17 protein-coding genes and 1 pseudogene are annotated in these 19,444 nt (G+C 65.5%); 6 read left to right on the top strand and 12 right to left on the bottom strand.

Annotated features, from left to right (window positions below; all coding sequences use genetic code 11):
* Positions 1–7: 7 nt before the first annotated feature.
* From ACQ86E_RS00180 to ACQ86E_RS00170, 3 genes are read right to left on the bottom strand one after another with little or no spacing between them, the layout of a single operon-like run.
* A complete protein-coding gene (locus ACQ86E_RS00180) occupies positions 8–994 on the bottom strand; it encodes a Bug family tripartite tricarboxylate transporter substrate binding protein (protein WP_431203715.1) in 987 nt (328 codons plus the stop codon).
* Between the two features lie 53 nt (positions 995–1,047).
* Positions 1,048–2,244, bottom strand: coding sequence for a CaiB/BaiF CoA transferase family protein (locus ACQ86E_RS00175; protein ID WP_431203714.1), 1,197 nt, complete (start codon positions 2,242–2,244; stop codon positions 1,048–1,050).
* 17 nt (positions 2,245–2,261) lie between these two features.
* Positions 2,262–3,134, bottom strand: a complete 873-nt coding sequence (locus ACQ86E_RS00170) for an IclR family transcriptional regulator (protein WP_431203713.1) — start codon at positions 3,132–3,134, stop codon at positions 2,262–2,264.
* Between the two features lie 210 nt (positions 3,135–3,344).
* On the opposite strand from ACQ86E_RS00170, the gene ACQ86E_RS00165 reads away from it, so the two are divergent.
* Positions 3,345–4,187, top strand: a complete 843-nt coding sequence (locus tag ACQ86E_RS00165) for a hypothetical protein (protein WP_431203712.1) — start codon at positions 3,345–3,347, stop codon at positions 4,185–4,187.
* On the opposite strand, the pseudogene ACQ86E_RS00160 reads toward ACQ86E_RS00165, so the two are convergent.
* The 4 genes and pseudogenes from ACQ86E_RS00160 to ACQ86E_RS00145 all read right to left on the bottom strand — a co-directional run bounded on the left by ACQ86E_RS00160 (position 4,188) and on the right by ACQ86E_RS00145 (position 8,773).
* Positions 4,188–5,400: pseudogene (locus tag ACQ86E_RS00160) on the bottom strand (ABC transporter substrate-binding protein).
* A gap of 44 nt (positions 5,401–5,444) precedes the next feature.
* Positions 5,445–6,296 (bottom strand): fumarylacetoacetate hydrolase family protein, encoded by an 852-nt coding sequence (locus ACQ86E_RS00155; protein WP_431203711.1) that lies wholly within the window; start codon positions 6,294–6,296, stop codon positions 5,445–5,447.
* 19 nt (positions 6,297–6,315) lie between these two features.
* Complete coding sequence (locus tag ACQ86E_RS00150) at positions 6,316–7,827, bottom strand: bifunctional 3-(3-hydroxy-phenyl)propionate/3-hydroxycinnamic acid hydroxylase (RefSeq protein WP_431203710.1); 1,512 nt, start codon at positions 7,825–7,827, stop codon at positions 6,316–6,318.
* 154 nt (positions 7,828–7,981) lie between these two features.
* Positions 7,982–8,773: a DNA-binding transcriptional regulator gene (locus ACQ86E_RS00145; protein WP_431203709.1), complete on the bottom strand. Its 792-nt coding sequence runs from the start codon at positions 8,771–8,773 to the stop codon at positions 7,982–7,984.
* 157 nt (positions 8,774–8,930) lie between these two features.
* Here ACQ86E_RS00145 and ACQ86E_RS00140 point away from each other — a divergent pair, with 157 nt between their 5' ends.
* Both ACQ86E_RS00140 and ACQ86E_RS00135 read left to right on the top strand, forming a co-directional pair.
* Complete coding sequence (locus ACQ86E_RS00140; RefSeq protein ID WP_431203708.1) at positions 8,931–9,914, top strand: VOC family protein; 984 nt, start codon at positions 8,931–8,933, stop codon at positions 9,912–9,914.
* Positions 9,915–9,957: 43 nt separating this feature from the next.
* On the top strand, positions 9,958–10,920 hold the full coding sequence (locus tag ACQ86E_RS00135) for an MBL fold metallo-hydrolase (RefSeq protein ID WP_431203707.1): 963 nt from the start codon (positions 9,958–9,960) through the stop codon (positions 10,918–10,920).
* Positions 10,921–10,932: 12 nt separating this feature from the next.
* Here the strand turns inward: ACQ86E_RS00135 and ACQ86E_RS00130 are convergent, their stop codons facing one another.
* On the bottom strand, positions 10,933–11,595 hold the full coding sequence (locus ACQ86E_RS00130; RefSeq protein WP_015685512.1) for a response regulator: 663 nt from the start codon (positions 11,593–11,595) through the stop codon (positions 10,933–10,935).
* Positions 11,592–12,977: a histidine kinase gene (locus ACQ86E_RS00125; RefSeq protein WP_431203706.1), complete on the bottom strand. Its 1,386-nt coding sequence runs from the start codon at positions 12,975–12,977 to the stop codon at positions 11,592–11,594. The genes ACQ86E_RS00130 and ACQ86E_RS00125 overlap by 4 nt, the downstream gene beginning before the upstream one ends.
* Positions 12,978–13,164: 187 nt before the next feature.
* Here ACQ86E_RS00125 and ACQ86E_RS00120 point away from each other — a divergent pair, with 187 nt between their 5' ends.
* A complete protein-coding gene (locus ACQ86E_RS00120) occupies positions 13,165–14,031 on the top strand; it encodes a DUF2380 domain-containing protein (protein ID WP_431203705.1) in 867 nt (288 codons plus the stop codon).
* A 12-nt stretch (positions 14,032–14,043) separates the two neighbouring features.
* Here ACQ86E_RS00120 and ACQ86E_RS00115 read toward each other — a convergent pair whose 3' ends face one another.
* Genes ACQ86E_RS00115 through ACQ86E_RS00105 form a run of 3 tightly spaced genes read right to left on the bottom strand, consistent with a single transcriptional unit; the run spans position 14,044 to position 17,081 of the window.
* A complete protein-coding gene (locus tag ACQ86E_RS00115; protein WP_431203704.1) occupies positions 14,044–15,075 on the bottom strand; it encodes an L-idonate 5-dehydrogenase in 1,032 nt (343 codons plus the stop codon).
* Between the two features lie 26 nt (positions 15,076–15,101).
* Positions 15,102–15,869, bottom strand: coding sequence for an SDR family oxidoreductase (locus ACQ86E_RS00110; RefSeq protein WP_431203703.1), 768 nt, complete (start codon positions 15,867–15,869; stop codon positions 15,102–15,104).
* A 12-nt stretch (positions 15,870–15,881) separates the two neighbouring features.
* Positions 15,882–17,081 (bottom strand): mandelate racemase/muconate lactonizing enzyme family protein, encoded by a 1,200-nt coding sequence (locus ACQ86E_RS00105; RefSeq protein WP_431206635.1) that lies wholly within the window; start codon positions 17,079–17,081, stop codon positions 15,882–15,884.
* Between the two features lie 176 nt (positions 17,082–17,257).
* On the opposite strand from ACQ86E_RS00105, the gene ACQ86E_RS00100 reads away from it, so the two are divergent.
* Both ACQ86E_RS00100 and ACQ86E_RS00095 read left to right on the top strand, forming a co-directional pair.
* The gene (locus tag ACQ86E_RS00100) at positions 17,258–18,025 is read left to right on the top strand and encodes a GntR family transcriptional regulator (protein WP_431203702.1); all 768 of its coding nucleotides are present in this window, start codon (positions 17,258–17,260) and stop codon (positions 18,023–18,025) included.
* 27 nt (positions 18,026–18,052) lie between these two features.
* A complete protein-coding gene (locus ACQ86E_RS00095; protein ID WP_431203701.1) occupies positions 18,053–19,417 on the top strand; it encodes an MFS transporter in 1,365 nt (454 codons plus the stop codon).
* Positions 19,418–19,444: the final 27 nt, after the last annotated feature.

Raw genomic sequence — 19,444 nt, 5'->3', positions numbered from 1 at the left:
GTGACAGTCATTCGCCCTTGAGGCCGGCGTCGCGGATCAGCCCCGTCCATTTCTTGGTCTCGCTGTCGATGAACTGGCCGAATTCGGCGGCGCTGCCGGCGCGCACCTCGAGGCCCTGGGCGGTCAGCCTGTCCTTGATCGCGGGCACGGCGAGCGCGCGCAGGACTTCGGCCTGCAGCTTGTCGACGATCGCGCGCGGCGTCGTCGATGGCACCATGAAGCCGTACCAGCCGGCGGCAGCCACGTTGGGAAAGCCCTGCTCGCGCAGGGTTGGCGCCTGCGGATAGAGCGCGCTGCGCTCGGGTGAGGCGACGCCAAGCACGATGAACTTGCCGCTCTGGATATAGGGCAGCGCGGTCGGCAGCGCCGTCAGCGTGGCGTCGACGCGGCCGGCAAGCAGCTCGGTGTAGGAGGCCGCGTCGCCGCGGAACGGAATGTTGAGGCCCTTGACGCCGGCATCCCGGAACAGGAGCTCGCCGGCGAGATGCGGCTGCGAGCCGGCGCCGGGCGATGCGAAGGTCAGGCCGTCGGGCCTGGATTTGCCGTAGGCGATCAGTTCCGGCAAGGTCTTGAACGGCGCATCGGCGCTGATGATCAGGAACAGCGGTGCGAGCACCGTCATCGCGACCGGCTGGAGATCCGCGCGGTCGTAAGTCAGCTTGCCAAACAATGCTTCCGCGGTGGCATAGGGCGCGGCAGCGTAGAGAATCGTATAACCATCGCCAGGCGCATGCGCGACGAGATCGTTTGCGATGCGTGTGCCCGCGCCCGGCTTGTTTTCGACGATGAACTGCTGGTGCAGGCTGCGGCCGAACTCTTCAGCCAGCAGGCGCAGCGAGATGTCGTTGGAGCCGCCGGGCCCGTAGGGCGAGATCAGCCGAACCATGCGCGACGGCCAGGCGTCCTCGGCGCGCGCCGTCAGGCCCGAGCCGGCAGCAAGCCCGCCTGCGAGTGTGCCCAGCAGCGCTCGGCGTGTGACCTTGAATGATGCCACTGTTCTCTTCCTCCCTTTTGTTATTGTCTTGTTGTTATTGTCTTGTTTCGACGTCAGATCACCTTTCGCTCGGTGAGCTGCGCGATCTCTCCGTCCGAGAGGCCGAGCCAATCCCGGTAGACCTCGCGATTGTCCTGGCCGATGTCGCCGGCGGCGTGACGCAAGCGCGCGGGGTCGACGGTGAAGCGCGGAACGACGTTGGTCATGGCGACGGTGCCGAAATCCTTGTCCGCGACGCGCGTGATAACCTCGCGCGCCACCACTTGCGGATCGCCCGCGATCTGGTCGATCGCATAGATCGGTGCGAGCGTGCCCTGCGCAGCGTTGAATTTCGCGAGGACTTCGTCGAGGGGATGCGCGGCGCACCAGGCGGCGAAGACGTCGTTGAGCTCGCCGGCGTGCGCGACGCGCTGGTCGTTGCTGGCGAAGCGCGGATCGTCGATGAGATCGGGCCGCCCGATCGCCCGGCAGTTCGCTGCATAGAGTGCGTTGGTCGAGCCTGCGAGCGTCACCCAGTGATTGTCACTGGTCCGGAACACGGCGGCCGGGGCCGAATAGCCGTTGGCGTTGCCGATGCGGCCGCGAACGGAGCCGAGCTGGTCGTGCTCGATGGCGAGGACGTCGAGCAGCCGGAAGACGGCTTCAGTGAGCGCGAGGTCGATCTCCTCGCCGGGCGCATCCGGATCGCGCGCCCGTTTCCACAGCGCCGCGAGCACGCCGACAGCGCCGAACAGGCCACCAATCGAATCCCCGATCGGGTATCCGGGGTGGGTCGGTTCGCCGTCGCTCTCGCCGGTGATGTAGGTGAGCCCGCCCATGGCCTCGAAGATGCGCGCAAAGCCGGGTCGCTCGCGGTAGGGGCCATCCTGCCCGAAGGCGGTGGCGCGCAGGATCACGAGGCGCGGCTGGATCGACCACAGCACCTCCCTTGACAAGCCCCATCGATCGAGCGTTCCCGGACGGAAATTCTCGATCAGCACGTCGAAACGCGGAAGCAGCTGCTTGAACAGCGCAAGTCCATCCGGCGTGCGGAGATCGAGGGTGGCGAACTTCTTGTTGCGGTTGGCGGCTTTCCACCACAGCGGCTTGCCGTCCTTGAACGGCGGAAACGATCGCACGCCGTCGCCGTGTCCGGGCATCTCGATCTTGAGCACCTCGGCGCCGTAGTCCGCCAGCAATGTTGCGGCAAACGGCGCGGCGATGATCGTCGCGATGTCGAGAACCTTCAATCCGTCGAGCGGAGCAGCCATGACATTTCCTTGGATCCCTATGCTTTTCTTTGTTGTTTGCGCAGCGGCATCGCGGGTGCGGCTTGCTTGACGACGGCGCGGATGCTGTCGGCCAGCGCGACGATGCGCGGGCCGATCTCGCTCTCCAGCTGGCCCGGCTGAAGCCGGAACGCGGGAATGCCGCAATTGATGGAGAACGACCGCTTCGTCTCGCGGGTGTGAAACAATGGTGCGGCGACTGCGTGGATCGAGGCCATGTACTCGCCCCAGCAGGTGCAGAAGCCGCGGCTCGTGCATTGCGCGATCCCGGCGCGGTATCTGTCGCGGAACGCCGACCATAGCTCGGCGTCGTCGGCCTCGATGCGCCTTTCGAGCAATGCCGCCTCGGCCGGCGGCAGGGTTGCCGCCGCGGCGCGGCCCATCGCGGTCATCACCACGGGAATGGGCATGCCGATATCGGGGACGTGCGGGCCGACGTCGCCGGAGCGCGCGGTCTCGACATAGATCATCGACGTGCCGTCGAGCAGGCCGATCGAGACCGTGCCCCGCACGCTCTGCGCCAGCTCCTGCATCATCGGGCGCGCGACCTGCCGGAAGGGCATGTCGGCGAGCAGCGGATGGGCCATGCGTAGCGCATGGGCGCCGACGCGATATTTCGCGCGCTCGGATTCGTAAGTGAGGTAGCCGAGCTCGGCCAGCGTATGCGTCAGCCGCGCCACCGTCGGCCGCGGAATCCCCGTGAGCGTCGACAGCTCCATATTGCCGAGCAGCGTCGTCCCGGCCTTGAAGGCTTCGAGCACCACGAGGCCCTTTGCGAGTGTCGATGCAAAGGCGGCGTCATCGGCGCTCGACGCCAGCACCGTGGCGGCGGAGGAGGAGGCGTGGGGCGGTTTGGACGCGGTCTGAGCCATCCACGATTAATGGACCCGGAGGCGCCATCTGTCCAATAGATTCCAATCTATCGCCTAAATCGTCCAGTATGTGGACGATCCGGCGTATCTCCGGCGCAAACAAAAGAGGCGCGCAAAGCGCCCCGCACACAGAATTTTGTCGTGATTGCATGGCCCGTTGTGACAGGATTATTACGAAGACGTGTCACATCGATTACGGCGGAGCGATTCATGTTGCAGTGGCAGGCGCGGTCCAATCCCCTCGCATGGTGGTGGGGGTCCCTGACGCTTGTCAGCAACGTCAACATCCTCATCTGGTTCATGCTGTACCGGGAGTTCTACCAGCCGGTCGGCGGCAACTTCGCCGTGCCGTCGGGGATGGGCGTGATGCTGGTGCTCTGCGCAGGCTACGTGTTCGGCTGCGCCTTCCGTTCGTTCCTGCCGCGCGCCGACGTGCAGCGCATCTGCCTGTTCGACACCTGGCTCTCCAGCGTGTTCGTCGGCCGCACCGTGGCGACCGTCGCCGAAGTGTGCTTCGCCGCGCAATGGGCGATCATCCTGTATCAGCTCGGCGGCATGGCGGGCGCGGAGACGACGGTGAACATCGCGCTCGTGATCGTGCCCGTGATCATCATCGCGGAGTGCTTCTCCTGGTACGCGGTCGTGACCACCAACTATCTCTACAACGCGATCGAGAATTCGCTGTGGGCGGTGACCTTCTTCCTCGTCGGGATCGCGCTGTGCCGCCTGATGCCGGAATTCCAGGGCGTGGTGCGCTGGGCGCTGATGTCAGGCATCTTCGGCATCGCCTGCTTCCTCGCCTTCCTCGTCACCGTCGACGTGCCGATGTATCTCAGCCGCTGGCGGGCAGGGCATGCCGAGGGCGGTCGATTTTTGGGCCTGCTCGAAGGTCTGCATGACGTCTCGACGCGTTGGGTGGTGACCCACGACATCGCGCATTGGAAGGGCGAGCTGACCTGGATGTTCCTGTATTTCAGCGCGGCGGTGTGGTCGAGCCTAGCGCTCTGCGCGCTCTACGCGATGGAAGGCTATGTCGTGCGCTATCTGGCCTGATTATTTGTCGACCAGGCTACACTTGCTGCGGTCGAGGGGGCGGAAGGCCTGGTCGGGCGGGATGGTTGCGACCAGCTTGACGAAATCCCAGGGACCTCTGGACTCTTCCGGCGTCTTGACCTGCACCAGATAGAGATCGTGGACCATGCGCTGGTCCTCGCGGATCCTTCCGTTGGTGGTGTAGGCATCCGACACCGGCGTCGCCTTCATCTTCGCCATCACGGCCGCGCTGTCGTCGGAATCGGTGTCCTTCACGGCCTGCAGATAGTGGCGCACGGCGGAATAGACGCCGGCCTGGATCTGCGACGGCATCGCCTTGCGGCGGGCATAGAATGCGTCGGAGAATTTCCGCGCCGCCGGCGAGACGTCCTCGAAGAACGAGGTGACGATGAGATCGCCGCGCGTGGCTTTCAGCCCGACCGCCTCGATGTCGACATTCTGGAACGACATCGGCACGATCTTCATGCCCTGCGCGGCCAGACCGAATTCCTCGGCCTGCTTGATCGCGGTGGCGTTGTCACCGGCGACATTGATCGCGAGGATCTTGGCGCCGGAAGACTGCGCCTGGAGAAGGAACGAGCTGTAGTCGGGTGTACCGAGCTGCGCCTTGACGCCGCCCGCGACCTTGCCGCCGAGTTCAGTGATACGGGCGCGCGCGGTTGCCTCGATCGAATGGCCGAAGGCATAGTCGCCGGTGATGAAGAACCACGGTTCCTTGCTGGTCTGCATGATGCCGGAGACGACCGCGGTCGCGGTGGAATAGGCGTCCTGGGTCCATTGCACGCTGGTCGGCGCGCAGGCTTCGTCGGTGAGCTGGTTGGCGCCGGCACCGGAGACGAGGAAGATCTTGCCGTTGCCCCGCACCAGCTCCTGCACCGCGAGCGCCGCGCCGGAACTGCCGCCGTCCGCGATCGCCTGAACGCCGTCGCTGAACCATTTGCGGGCGAGCGAGGCCGCAAGGTCCGGCTTGTTCTGGTGATCGGCCTGCAGGATCTCGATCGGCTTGCCGTTGATCTTGCCGCCGAACTCCTCCGCCGCTATCCGCGCCGCCTCGAACGAGCCCGGGCCCATGGCGGTTGCGAAAATGCCGTTCATGTCGGTGAGAACGCCGATGCGGATGGCATCGCCCTTGATCTCGGCGCGCGCCGCGGGGCTCTGCGAGCGCCAGCGCTGTCAACAGGATGGCGGTGGATGTCGTGCGAAGCTTGCTCATGGCGTTTCCCGATGTTGTTAAGCTTTATTGATTGGCGTCGGCGGTCAGGCCGGTTCGGCGATGACCTTGTTGCGCAAGATTCCGATGCCGGAGATGTCGACCTCGACGGTGTCGCCTGGGCGCATCCACAGCGGCGGCGTGCGCTTGGCGCCGACCCCGCCGGGCGTCCCTGTCACGATGACGTCGCCGGGGACGAGCGGGCAGATCGTCGAGATGTAGGCGATCAGCTCCGGGATGGCGGTGATCAGGAGGTCCGTCGTGGTGTCCTGCACCACGGTGCCGTTGAGCCGCGTCTGCAAGGTGAGCTTCGACGGATCGGGGATCTCGTCCGCCGTTACCAGCCATGGACCGAAGCTGCCGCTCTCCGCAAAACTCTTGCCCGAGAGGAACTGGCTGGTGTGGCGCTGCCAGTCGCGGATGCTGCCTTCATTGTAGCAGGAATAGCCGGCGATATGCTCGAGCGCACGGCCTGCCGGGATGTGGCGACCTTCCTTGCCGATGACGAGCGCCAACTCGCCTTCATAATCGAAATCGTCGCTCACTTTCGGCTTCACGATCGGCTGGAGGTGGCCGACCTGGCTGCAGGGAAAGCGGACGAACAGCGCCGGCTTCTCGGTGACGGTGCGTCCGGTTTCGGCGACGTGGTCGCGATAGTTGAGGCCAACGCAGATGATCTTGCCGGGATCGGGGATGACAGGTGCGAAGGCGATCTTGTCGAGCGGATGATCGGGTGCGGTGGAGGCGACCAGCTTGGCCGCCTCGGCAACGCGGCCGGATTCGAGCAACTGCCGCAGCGAGGTGCAGGGCGCCATGCGCGTGCCGAGATCGATGACGCCGTTGTCCTTGACGGCTCCGAAGGAGGCGCGTCCGCCGGCGATGAAAGAGAGCAGCTTCATGGGATGTCCTGGTGTTCGGTCAGGCCGCGGACGGCGCTTGGTTTGAAGAAATTTGGGTTGGAGGCGAGATGGCGGCGATGAGCCGGTCGAGGCCGCTGTCGTCGCGCGCAGTGCCGCGGATATAACGGTCGGGGCGAACCAGCGCGGCGATGAGGCCGTGCGCGCGGAGCCAGGGTCCGACGCCGTCGGCATCCTCAGCAGCCAGGATCTTGATTCCTGCCCGCGGAACAGCGTGACGCGCGGCGCTGTCGATGAGCAGCACGTGCTCGTAGCCGATCGCGTCGTCGCCGCGGCGGCCGTCCTTCATGTCGAATTGCGGCGCGAGATGGCCGGCCAATCGCGGGTGGCCGAGCGCGAGACCGGGGCCGAGCAGGGGCTTCTTCACCTCGAGCTTGACCGGCGCATTCTCGCGGGCCTGCCCGGCGGCAAGGCCGGCTTCGATCGCCTTGGTGTTGATGACGCCGCCGAGGCGGATGGCGAGCTCGATGAACTCGCGCACATGCGGCTGGCGCTCGCTCTGATAGGTATCGAGCAGGTCAGGCGAGGCGCCGTCGCGGATGATCCCGACGAGCTTCCAGGCAAGGTTGGCGGAATCGCGGATGCCGGCGCACATGCCCTGCCCGAGGAAAGGCGGGGTCTGGTGCGCGGAATCGCCCGCCAGCAACAGCCGTTCGTTTCGCCACTGCTGCGCGATGACGGAATGAAACGTGTAGACCGCGGCGCGCTCGATCTCGGCATCGTCGGGGGTGATCCAGCGTGACAGCAATTCCCAGACCTTCGCCGGCTGCGCCACCTCCTGGGAGTCCTCATTGGGGAGGACCGTGATCTCCCAGCGCCGCCGCGTGCCGGTGCCGCGGACATAGGTCGCCGGCCGCCTGGGATCGCAATGCTGGAGACTGTAGTCGCCGAGATCGTCGCGCGCGCGCTTGAGCAGCACGTCGATCACGAGCCAGCGCTCGTGGAAGCCGAGATCGTCCATGCCGGAGCCGATGAAGCGCCGCACCAGCGAGCGGGCACCGTCGCAGCCGACGACATAGGCCGCGCGGACCTCGCTGAGCTTTCCGCTCGAGAGGTCCTCGTAGCGGACGCGCACGCCGGTCTCGTCCTGGTCCAGCGCGAACACGTCGCAACGATTGCGCAAGGTAACGTGCGGCCAGCGCGAAAGGCCGGCGATCAGCACGTCTTCCAGATCGGGCTGGTGGAAGCGATAGCTGAGATTCCACCCCATCGGCGTCAGCGTCTGCGGCCGCGACCAGTCCAGCAGCATTTTGCCATTGGCGTCGAGGAACAGCATCCCGGGGCTGAGGATGGTTTGCGGCAGGACGGCGTCGGCGAGGCCGATGGTCTGGAACACGCGCATGCATTCGTCGTCGAAATGCACCGCGCGCGGCAGATGATACGTTCGCGCCTCGCGCTCCAGCACCAGGGTTCGCACGCCGCAGAGGCCGAGCAGGTTGGCGAACGTGGCGCCGACCGGGCCGCGGCCGACGATGACGACATCAAACTCTTCGGGGGCGGATCTATTTTTCATGGGGCTATCTCTTCCCCAAGCCGCGCCGCAGCATCAACGCCCCAGCGCCAAGTGTCCGCCCAGCGGACGGGCCCGTCCTCATGCCCGGGCTTGTCCCGGCCATCCACGCCTTGCCGCCGACGTGGAGGTGTCGGCGCAAAGGCCAATCACGCCGCTAAACCTCGACCGGAATGGCGGCGGCGGTGTCCTGAAGCTGCCCTGCAAACTGCGCCACCGCTTCCTCGATTCCCAGCGCCGAGCGGATCCAGATGATGGAGATGCAACCGAACACCACACCGCTGCGCACGATCGGAACGGCGATCGAGGCGGTCTTCGGATTGTATTCGCCCTCGCTGCGGATCGCGTAACCCCGCGCTTGCGTCTCCGCGATCATGCGGTCGAGGCGAGCTTCGTCGAGAAAGGGGCGGTCGTCGGCCTCGTCGATCCGGCGCAGATGACCGACGATCAGGTCGCGCTCGCGTGCCGGGCAGGCGGCGAGATAGGCGCGGCCCGCAGACGTCCGCAGCATCGGCAGGCGCTTGCCGATCATGCCGCGGTCGATCGACAGCGGGCTGCGCGAATGGGTGGTCTCCTGCACCACCATCGCGGCGTTCTCGTAAGTCGACAGATCGACCGGCCAGACCAGCGTCTTGCTGAGCTCGGCGAGGAAAGGCGCGGCCGCCTGGCAGATCACCACACCGGGATCGTAGCCGTCGCCGAGACTGAGCGCGAGCCGTGTGACGCGAAAGCGATCGTCGCTGGCGCTGCGCGCGACATAGCCGAGTTCCTCGAGCGTTTCGAGCAGGCGATAGACGGTCGGGCGCGGCAGGTCGAGCGCGCGCGCGACGTCGCCGGCGCGAATGCCGCCGGAGCGGTTGATCTCCTGCAGCACGTCCAGCCCGCGCTTGAAGGCGCGGACGCCCTCCGACTGCCGCGGCCGATCGGCACGCGTCCGCTCCTTGGACACTTCGCATTTCCTCCCTTGTGCTGCGTCGCCCCGCGACTATCGTCGTTGCAAACGCGAAGCGATTGCGGAGGCCACCGTAGGAGCGTGCGCGGCCGGTATCAAGTTCGCCGCACTGCAGCGGATGCGATGCCTCAATGCGATTCCTTGGAGGAATTCGATGGAAATCACCGCGCTCGGCTATGTCGGGATCAACTCGACCCAGCTCGATCAGTGGGGCCGGATGGCGACCGGACTGCTCGGCATGCAGCAGGTCGATCGTGGCGGCAAGACGCGTGCGTTCCGCATGGACGATCGCAAGCAGCGGTTGATCGTCGACGGCAGCAGCGATGCCGGGCTCGCGGTGATGGGATGGGAAGTGCCCTCGACTGCCGAACTCGACCGTCTCGCCGGCCGCCTGGAAGGTCACGGCGTGAAGGTGACGCGCGGCTCGCGTGCGCTCGCCGACGAGCGCCATGTTGGCGAACTGCTCATGTTCGCAGATCCCGCCGGCAACCGGCTCGAGGCTTTCTGCAAGCCGGAACTCGCGAGTGAACCCTTCAAGCCGGGACGCCCGATCTCGGGTTTCCGCACCGGCGCGCTCGGCATGGGTCATGTCGTGCTCAACGTCGAGGACGTCGAGCCATTGTTGCCGTTCTACCGCGATGTGCTCGGCTTCCACGTCTCCGACTTCGGCCTGAAGCCCTATGGGCTTTATTTTTTCCACGTCAACGGCCGGCACCACAGCTTTGCGATGGTCGGTTCGGGACGAAAGGCGCTGCATCATTTCATGGTCGAGCTCGGCAGTCTCGACGATGTCGGGCAGGGCTACGACCTCGCGCAGATGGACGACGGCCGCGTTGCCTATACGCTGGGCCGGCACACCAACGACCACATGACCTCGTTCTACGTGAACACGCCGTCGGGTTTCTTCATCGAGTATGGCTGGGGTGCGCGCGTGATCGATCCCGAGACCTGGCAGCCGCACGAGACCTTCGACGGCCCGTCGCTATGGGGCCACGAGCGGCTGCATATGCCGGAAGAGCAACGCAAGCGTCTACGCGACATGCGGCTGGATGCGGCCGCGCGCGGCGTGCGCGTCGCTGATCCGCGCGTGCCGCCGCTGAACTGTGCGTGGCTCGACCAGGTGGTCGCACGCGAATGATCCGCCGTGGGGCGGCAATGATCTGACATCTGGAAGGGACGATATGCTCAAGGCTCTCTTGCGGGCCGGCCTCGTGCTGCTCGCGTTCATGGCATCTGCCGCGGCCGAACCGATCAAGGTGACGCTGCTCGGCACCGGCGTGCCGACGCCGCGGCCGAGCAGCTTCAGCGCTTCCACGCTGGTGGAGGCGGGAAGCGAAAAGCTGCTATTCGATCTCGGCCGCGGTTCTACCATGCAGCTCTACAAGCTGAAGATTCCGCTCGGCGCGATCACGGCGAATTTCATCACTCATATGCATTCCGACCACCTCGTCGGTCTTCCGGACATGTGGCTGACCGGCTGGCTCGCAACGCCCTGGGCCTCGCGCAAGGGGCCGATGAAGCTCTACGGTCCCGAGGGCACCGTGGCGATGACGGAGAACCTGACCAAGGCGTTCGCCGAGGACATCCGCATTCGCATCGACGACGAGCACCTCGATCCCGCGGCGATCGCCTTTGCGGCGAAGGATATCGAGCCCGGGCGCGTCTATGACAGCAACGGTGTGAAGGTCACCGCACTCGATGTCAATCACGGCGACAAGATCAAGCCGTCGTTCGGCTATGTCATCGAATATGACGGCCACAAGGTCGTGCTGTCGGGCGACACCAAATATGACGAGCGCATCGCCAAGGCGGCGGAAGGCGCCGATCTGCTCATCCACGAAGTGGCTGTCATCGAGCCGGAACTGCTGGTCAGGAATCCCGTCTACAAGGACATCGGTGCCCACCACACCTCGCCGGAGGAAGCCGGCCGCATCTTTGCGTCCGCCAGGCCGAAGCTGGCCGTCTACTCCCACATCGTGTTCGGCACGGTGAAGCCGGCGCCCGACATTCCGGAGGAGCCGCTGATCCTGCGCACGCGAACGGAATACAAGGGGCCGCTTCTCGTCGGCCGCGACATGATGTCGTTCAGGATCGGCGACACGGTGGAAGCGTTCGCGCCCGACGGCGCGAGGCTCGCGCCGTAACGCAGCCGGCGATCAGGCCTCGCCGAGATCGACCTGCGTCAACAGTCCCTGACGCAGCGCCAGCCGGACCAGCTCGATGTCGGAGCCGACGCCGAGCTTGTCCTTGATCAGCGAATGCAGATTCGCCACCGTCTTCGGGCTGACGTGGAGGGTCTCGGCGATCTCGTCGGTCGTCTTTTCGGCCAGCAGCAGCCGCAGCACCTCGAATTCGCGCGGCGTGAGCACGTCGGCGGCCGAGCTCTCGCCAGCAAGGCGGCTGAGCGCAAGCTCGTGGTCGATGTCGGGGCTGATGGCGATCCTGCCGGCGAGCACGTCCATGACCGCGCGCACGAGCGTCTCCGGCGGGCTCATCTTGGTGACATAACCCCTCGCGCCGGCGCGGATCGCCTGCACGGCGAATCCGGCATTCTGGTGCATGGTGAAGACCAGAATCCTTGCCGCCTTGTCCCATTGCCGGATGCGCCTGACGGCCTCGATGCCGCCGATCCCGGGCATGCTCAGATCCATGATGACGAGATCCGGTGCTTCGGACTTGAACAGGCGATAGGCCTCGGCGCCGTCGGCGGCTTCGGCGATGACGCGAAGTCCCGGCTGCTTCTGGAGCACCGAGCGATAACCCTCGCGGACGACGGAATGGTCGTCGACCAGCAGAATCGTCGCGTCGGCCGCGCTCATGCCGCGCGCTCCAGCACCGGATGATCGGCAGTCGAGATTGGAATGACGACGCGCAGCGCGGAGCCTCCGTTGGAGCCTGTCTCGAAGCTCAACTGGCCGCGCAAGGCTGCGACGCGCTCGCGCATGCCGAGCAGGCCCATTCCGGATTTCGCGGCGGGGTCGTTTGACCGTCCGTCGTCGTCGATCGAAAGCGCGATCTCGCCGGCCCGCATCGCCAATTCGAGGCTGACCTTCGTGGCGCCGGCGTGCTTGGCGGCGTTGGTGAGTGCTTCCTGCACGATGCGGTACAGGTTGTCGCTGATCGTGGCCGGCAGGGTCTCGAACGCGCCGTCGAACCGGATCGAAAAACGCGTCTCGCCGCGGCTGCGCCCGTTCCAGCCCGCAACGAGGCCTTCGAGGCTGGCGACGAGTCCGAGTTCCTCGACGTCGGGCGGACGCAGCCGGAACAACGTGCCGCGCAGCGTCTCCATCATCCCGGTCGCGGTGCGCGCGATGCCGTCGCATTCAGAGAGCAGCGAAGGGCACTCCTGCGCCGCGGTCGTACGAGCGGATGAGGCGAGCGCGCGGATGGCGGCCAGCGACTGGCCGAACTCGTCGTGCAGCTCGCGCGCCAGATGGCGGCGCTCCTCGTCCTGCAGCGCGATCAGTTTCCGGGTGAGCTCGGCGCGCTCCGCAATCGCGGTATCGAGGCTTTCGGCGAGATGGTTGAAGACGTCACGGATGGTGGACAGCTCGGCGAGATCGAACGGCGGCAGTCGCGCGCTGAGATCGTTGGCGGCAATCCGTTCGAGCCCGGTACGGATCATGCGCGTCGGGCGCAGCGCGCGGGCGAGCGCGGCATAGACCAGCGCGCACAACAGCGGCAACGCGATCGCGAGCGCGATCATCAGGCGGCCGGCTTCGTGCCAGGCCTCCGCGGTCTGCACGGCCGGATCGACCGAGACCACGACTTCGCCGAGCTTCGCACCGCGCACGATCACGGGCCGCGCCGCCTCGCGGCCGGGATCGAACATGCCGTGATAGAAGGCCGCGAAAACCTGCGGCGGCATGTTCGCAGGACTGGGCGCGCCACTGCAGAACCGCTGGAGCATCTCGCCGTTCGTGCCACGAAAGGCCAGACACAGGCCGGGCGTCATCACATAGGCCGAAACCGGGTCGAGGTTGGGAAAGTCCGAGCGAGGGCTCGCCACCCACTGGATCTTGCCCTGTTGCAGCTCCAGCGTCTTGGCCACAATGGCGGCGATGCCGTCGATGCGCGCATGCGCCTCGCGGTCGGCCGTGACAAGGAAGTAGGCGGAGATCGCGGCGAAGCAGGCGGCCGATATGGCGGCCACGCGCAACGTCAGACGGACCTTGAGATCGAATCTCGGACGGTTCCACATCGGCGGGCACCTGGTGCGAACGGATTTGTCGCCCCCGCATTAAACGGCAGAATGCAGGCTGCGCAAAGCATTGCGCATAGTGCGATGCAACGTCGTGAAATTTTCCCGGCGCTCGCCGGGACGGGCACGGCTGCATGGCGCAAGGCTTTCGGGATATGCGAGCCGCTCCATCATGCGAGGCCCGTTCATGCAGCTCTCCCGGTTGATCCTCCCTGCGCTTCTTCTCATCGCCCTCCCGGTGGCTTATTCCCCGGCGGCGGCCGAGGCCGCCATCGGCGTTGCCATGGACGATTTCAGCTACACCGATACGTCGGCCGAGCCGGCCAACCAGACCGCCGCCCACGAGCGGCGGCTGTCCGCGTTCATGGCTGCGCTCAGACGGGATATCGGCGCGGACGGCCGCTACCGGCCGGTGGCGTCGGCCGAGGACGGCGCGGCATTCAAGGTCATTGGCGGTATCCAGAAGACGAGCACCCTGGTGCAATGGGCCAAGGTCGCCGTGATCGATGTCGGCGCCAGGAAGCTGGTGATGGACAAGCTCTACACCTTCCGCGGCGACAATGATGAATCATGGCAGCGCGCCGAGATGTTCGTGTCGCGCGAAATCATGGCTGCGCTCGCCACACCCGCACCGGTCGCGCTGGCGGTGTTTGAATTCGAGCTCGAGGACACCACCGCCGCTTCAGCGGGCGCTTCAGCGACGTCGGATGCGTCGTACCTGGCCGAAGTCACCACGAGCGTCCGCGAAGCGCTCGGCCAGTCTGGCCGCTATCGCATCGTCGAGGTCAGCGCCGAGGCGACCAAGGCGCGCGCTCTGCGCGACTGCGGAGGTTGCGAGGCCGCGATCGCGCAGAAGCTTGGCGCCGATCAGTCACTGATCGGCGTGGTGCGGCGGGTCAGCCGTACCGAATACACGCTCGGCTTCCAGGTGCGCGATGCCAGGACCGGCGCGGTGCTGGCGCGCGGCGACAGCGGCCTGCGCCTCGGCGCGGATTATTCGTGGAAGCGCGGCGCCGTCCGGCTGGTCAGTGAACGGCTGGTCGAGACCAGGTAGCGCCGACTTGGCTCAGAACGTCAGTTGCACCTTCATCGACTGCGAGCGGTCGCTGGCAAGCTCGAACGCCGCGACCGCGCTCTCGAACGGCATCGTCGCCGTGATCAGCGGCTTGACGTCGATCAGGCCTTCGCCCATCAGCCGCACCGCGAGTTCGAATTCGGGATCGAAGCGGAAGGTGCCGCGCAGCTGCAATTCCTTGGCGACAATGGAATTGATCGGCAGCGTCATCTCGCCGCCGAGGCCGAGCTGGACCAGCGTGGCGCCGGGCCGGAGCACGTCGAGCGCGGTGCGGAGCGCGGCCTGATTGCCGGAAGCTTCGAACAGCGTGTCGAACACGCCCTTGCCGGTGCGCCAGGGATCGAGCGCGGCGGCGTCGGTCGCGACATTGATCGCATGCGTGGCGCCGAGCTTCCTGGCGACCGCCAGCGGCGCATCGGCGACATCGGTCACCACGATCTCGGACGCGCCGCCGAAGCGCGAGACCAGGATCATCAGCGCGCCGATCGGGCCGCAGCCGGTGATCAGCACGCGCTTGCCGAGCAGGGGTCCGGCCTGCTTGCCGGCATGGAGGCACACCGCGAGCGGCTCGGCGACCGCCGCTTCGGCCAGCGACAGCCTGTCCGCGATCGGCACGGCCTGCGTCGCATCGACGGTGATGAATTCGCGAAACCCGCCCTGCACGTGGGGAAAGCGCATCGCGCTGCCGAGGAAGCGCATGTCGAGGCACTGGTTGCGCATGCCTTCCTGGCAATGCAGGCACTGGCCGCACGGTCTGCTCGGATTGACCGCGACCCGCGTGCCCGCCTTCACGCTGGTGACGCCGCCACCGACGGCCGCCACCACGCCTGCGATCTCGTGTCCCAGCGCCATCGGCTGCTGGATGCGGACGACGCCGAAGCCGCCGTGGTGATAGTAGTGCAGGTCGGAGCCGCAGATGCCGCCATTGGCGATTCTAACGCGGACCTCGCCCGGGCCGGGCGCCGGATCGGGATAGGTGTCGATCCGCAGATCTTTCGGTGCGTGGATGACGACGGCGCGCATGGTCTCGTTCCCTCAGCGTTTCGCGATTACATCGCGGCGATCATGCCGCCATCGACATAGATGATCTGGCCGTTGACATAGGTGGAGGCATCCGACGCAAGGAAGATTGCCGCGCCGACCAGTTCGTCCGGCTTGCCCCAGCGCTTGCTGGGGATGCGGCCCATCAGCCAATTGTTGAAATCGGTGTTGTTGACCAGCGCCTCGTTCATATCGGTCAGCATGTAGCCGGGACCGATCGCATTGGCGGTGATGCCGTGCTGGGCCCATTCCACCGCCATCGAGCGGGTGAGGTTCTTGATGCCGCCCTTGGCGGCGGTGTAGGGCGCAATCGTCGGGCGGGCGAGCTCGCTGCCGAGCGAGCCGATATTGATGATCTTGCCGTACTTGCGCGGGATCATGCGCTTGCCCGCCTCGCGGCCGATCACGAAGGCGCTGGTGAGGTTGGTCTCGATCACCTTGCGCCATTCTTCGGTGGTGAACTCGACCAGCGGCTTGCGGTGCTGGATGCCCGCATTGTTGACGAGAATGTCGACCGCAATGCCCTTTTTGTCGAAGTCGTCGAAGGCGGCGACAATCGCGGGCTCGTCGGTGACGTTGAACGCGGCGCCCTCGGCCTGATGGCCGGCAGCGCGAAACTCGGCGACGGCCTGTTCGACGCGGTTGGGGTCGACGCCGTTGATGATGATCTTCGCGCCGGCCTTGGCCATGCCCTCGGCGATGGCGCGGCCGAGGCCGCGGGAGGAGCCGGTCACGAGTGCGGTGCGGCCGGAGAGGTCGAACAAAGCGGTGGTCATCTCAAATAATCCTCAGACGTTGGAACGGCGCACGGTGAGATCGCTGCGATCGAACACCGCGGGCAGGAGGTCGACGCCGAGGCCAGGTCCTTCCATCGGATAGACAAAGCCGTCCTTGATCGTCGGCATCGTGGTCACGAGTTCATTGTACCAGCCCTTGTAAAAGGCGCGCACCGATTCCTGGATCAGCGTGTTGGGCTGGCTGAACGACATGTGGATGGCGGCGATGAAGCCGATCGGGCCGATGCAATCATGCGGCGCGAAGGGCCGGTGATAGGTCTCGGCCATCGCCGCGATCTTGCGGCCCTCGGTGAGGCCGCCGGTCCAGCACAGATCGGCCATCACCACATGCATGGCGTCGCGGTCGAGCATGTCCTTGTAGGGGAAGCGCGAGCCCAGCGTCTCGCTGGCGCAGACCCAAACGTCGGTCGAGCGCGCATATTCTGCCAGCGCCTGCGGCGAGTTCATGCGGATCGGGTCTTCGTACCAGGTCGGCTTGTAGGGCTCGAGCGCGCGCGCGATCTGCTTGGCGGTCGGCAGGTTCCAGAGCGAGTGGAGCTCGACCATGATCTCCATCTTGTCGCCGACGGCTTTTCGGATTTTTTCGAACGGCTCGATCGCCTGCTTCATCTGGGCTGCGGTGATGTAGAGGCCCTTGTTCTCCTGCGCGGCCGGATCGAACGGCCAGATCTTCATCGCCGAAATGCCGCTTTCGAGCAGGCTTTCGGCCAGTGCATCGGCGTGGTTCATGAAGCCGTCGAGATCTTCGTACGGTCCCTTGGACGCGCCGAGATTCCAGTTCGACACCGGGCTGATATTGGTCGAGCGGACATATTGCGTGCCGGCGCAGGTGTTGTAGATGCGCTGCTTGTCGCGGCAGAGGCCGCCGAGCATCTGGTGCACCGGCTGTTTGCAGACCTTGCCGAACAGGTCCCACAGCGCGATGTCGATGGCGGAGGCCGCGCGATATTCGACGCCGGTCGAGGACTGCGCCATCGGCAGGTTGAGCATGTCGCGATGGATGGCTTCGATGTGCAGGGGATTACGGCCGAGCAGGCGGCCGGCAAAGGTGTCGTGGATCTGCGCCTCGACCGCGCCCGCGCCGTAGAAGGTCTCGCCGAGACCGATCAAGCCCGTGTCGGTGTGAACGCGCACCCAGATGACGTTGGAGAATTCCTCGGTACGCAGCGTTTCGATCGACGTGATTTTCACGACCATTGTCCTCCCGTCACAGGCGCCTCGCGCCCGCCGCCTCATTTCGCACTGCAACATGTCGCAGATCGCGGGAAGTCTTACCTCTGCTTGTAATATATCACAACATGTTTTAAGGCTGCGGCAACTAGGGCGCCATCCAGCAACGAGAGCGCGGGCCGACGGGAGAGAACGACATGGCAAAGCGCAAGCGCGCGCTCGAGGTGGTGAGAAACGACGACGACGGCGAGGGCAAGCCCTCGCGGCGCAACCGGCTCAATTTCTTCGAGCTGGCCTATCAGAAGATCGAAGAGCTCCTTGTTCATTGCGAGCTCAAGCCCGGACAATTCATGACGATGCTGGAATTGCAGCACATCACCGGCTTCGGGCGCACGCCGGTGCATCACGCGGTCAATCGTCTGTCCGCCGACACGCTCATCATCATCCGTCCGCGTCATGGCCTGCACATCGCGCCGATCGATCTCGCCCGCGAACGCATGCTGCTGGCCCTGCGCCGCGACATGGAGCGCTTCGTCGTCCGGCTTGCGGCCGATCGCGCCAGCCTCTCGCATCGCAATCAGGCGCTGCACATCGAGCGTGTCTTGCGCGAGCGCCGCGGCAGCCTGACCCTCGACGAGTTCAACAGCATCGATCGCCGCATCGACGCACTGGTGCTGGAAGCGGCCGGCGAGCCCTTCCTGGTGCACACGCTGCGGCCGCTGCACACGCTGTACCGCCGCATCGGCTACATCCACCACCGCTTCATGCCGGGACAGGCCGAGCTGTCAGGCACGATTGATCGCCACCTCGCCATCCTCAGTGCGGTCGCCGGCCGCCACGTCGAGGACGCCGTGAAGGCGAGCGATGCGCTGATCGACTACATGGACCAGATGTTCACGGGCATGGAGGCGGGAATCGATCCGCGTCTGCTCGATTGCAGCATCGAGCCGCTGCTGGGCGCGTAGAGAATTTCGAAGAAAGGACCCAAGAAAATGTCAACGATGGCGATGCCACAACCGACCGCGAGCGAAGCCGCGGTCCGCTACCTCATCACGAATTACAGTCCCAAGGGCAACAAGGTCGGCTGGCTGATGATGGCCTCGATCCTGGTCGAGGCCTGGGACCTCTATTCGATCGCCTTCGTGCTGATCTTCATCAAGGAGCAGTACAATCCCGATCCGCTGATGCTCGGCCTTGCCGCCGCCGGCACCCAGGGCGGCGCCCTGATCGGCGCGCTGCTCGGCGGCTGGCTCTCCGACAAGATCGGCCGCCGCGTGATGTTCCTGGTCACGATGGTGATGTTCATCGTGTTGGCGCTGGCGCAGGCCTTCGTGCCGAACGTGACATGGCTGATCGTAATCCGCTTCCTGCTCGGCATCCCGCTCGGCTCGGACATCTCGACCGGCTACACCTACATCATGGAATCCATGGCCAAGGGTGAACGCGAGGTCATGGGCAATCGCTGGCAGTTCATGTTCGCCGTCGGAGAGGTGCTGACCATCGGCGTCATCGTGATCTTCCTGCTGCTCGACATCAACCACGAGACGCTGTGGCGCGTCACGCTCGGCCTCGGTGCGCTGCCGGCGCTGATCATCCTGATCATGCGTCACGACGTGCCGGAGACGGCGGTGTGGCTGGTGCAGAAGGGACGTTACCGCGAGGCCAAGAAGGTCGCGCGCGAGATGTTCAACGACGATCTCGCCATGCTGCCGGATCAGGACGTGGTGATGCCGAAGGTTTCTACCAGCGCCTTCATCGCCGATCTCAGGACGGATCCGATCCGCTGGCGCGCCACGATCTACGGCTGGATCGCCTGCTTCGTGCAAGCCAGCGAGTTCTCGACCTTCGCGTTCTATCTGCCGGTGCTCTTTGTCATGGTCGGCGTGTCCAGCATTCTGGGCATCAATCTGGTGACGATGGCGCTGTTCTCCTTCGCCGCGCTGTCGGGCTGGGTCGGTCCGCTGCTGACGCCGAAGATCGGCCACCGCGGCATCTCGATCGCGGGCTTCTCGATCGTGCTGGTCTCGCTGCTGGTCGCGGCGTTCGCGCTCTACACCGACAACAAGATCCTGCTGCCGTTCGCGGCAGCCGCGATGTTGTGGGGCCATTACTGGGACGCGTCGAACTGCATGACGATCCCGACCATGGTCGCCAAGCCGAAGTACCGCGGCACCGCCAGCGGCTTCGCCTACATGTTCGTGAAGCTGCCGTCGTTCCTGGCGATCTTCCTGTTCCCGACGGTGTTCGCCGCCATCGGGCAGGCCAATGCCACGCTGATGGTCGCGATCTTCCCGCTGATCGGATTGCTCGCCGCAATCTTCATCCTGCCGGAAGTCTACGGTTACGAGAACGACTGACGATGCAAGATACTCGGTCGCGGCCGT

The organism is Bradyrhizobium betae (genome assembly GCF_050632175.1).
Taxonomy (GTDB): domain Bacteria; phylum Pseudomonadota; class Alphaproteobacteria; order Rhizobiales; family Xanthobacteraceae; genus Bradyrhizobium; species Bradyrhizobium betae_B.
The sequence above is the reverse complement of the archived record's forward strand: the minus strand, read 5'-3'. Positions and strand labels throughout refer to the sequence as shown.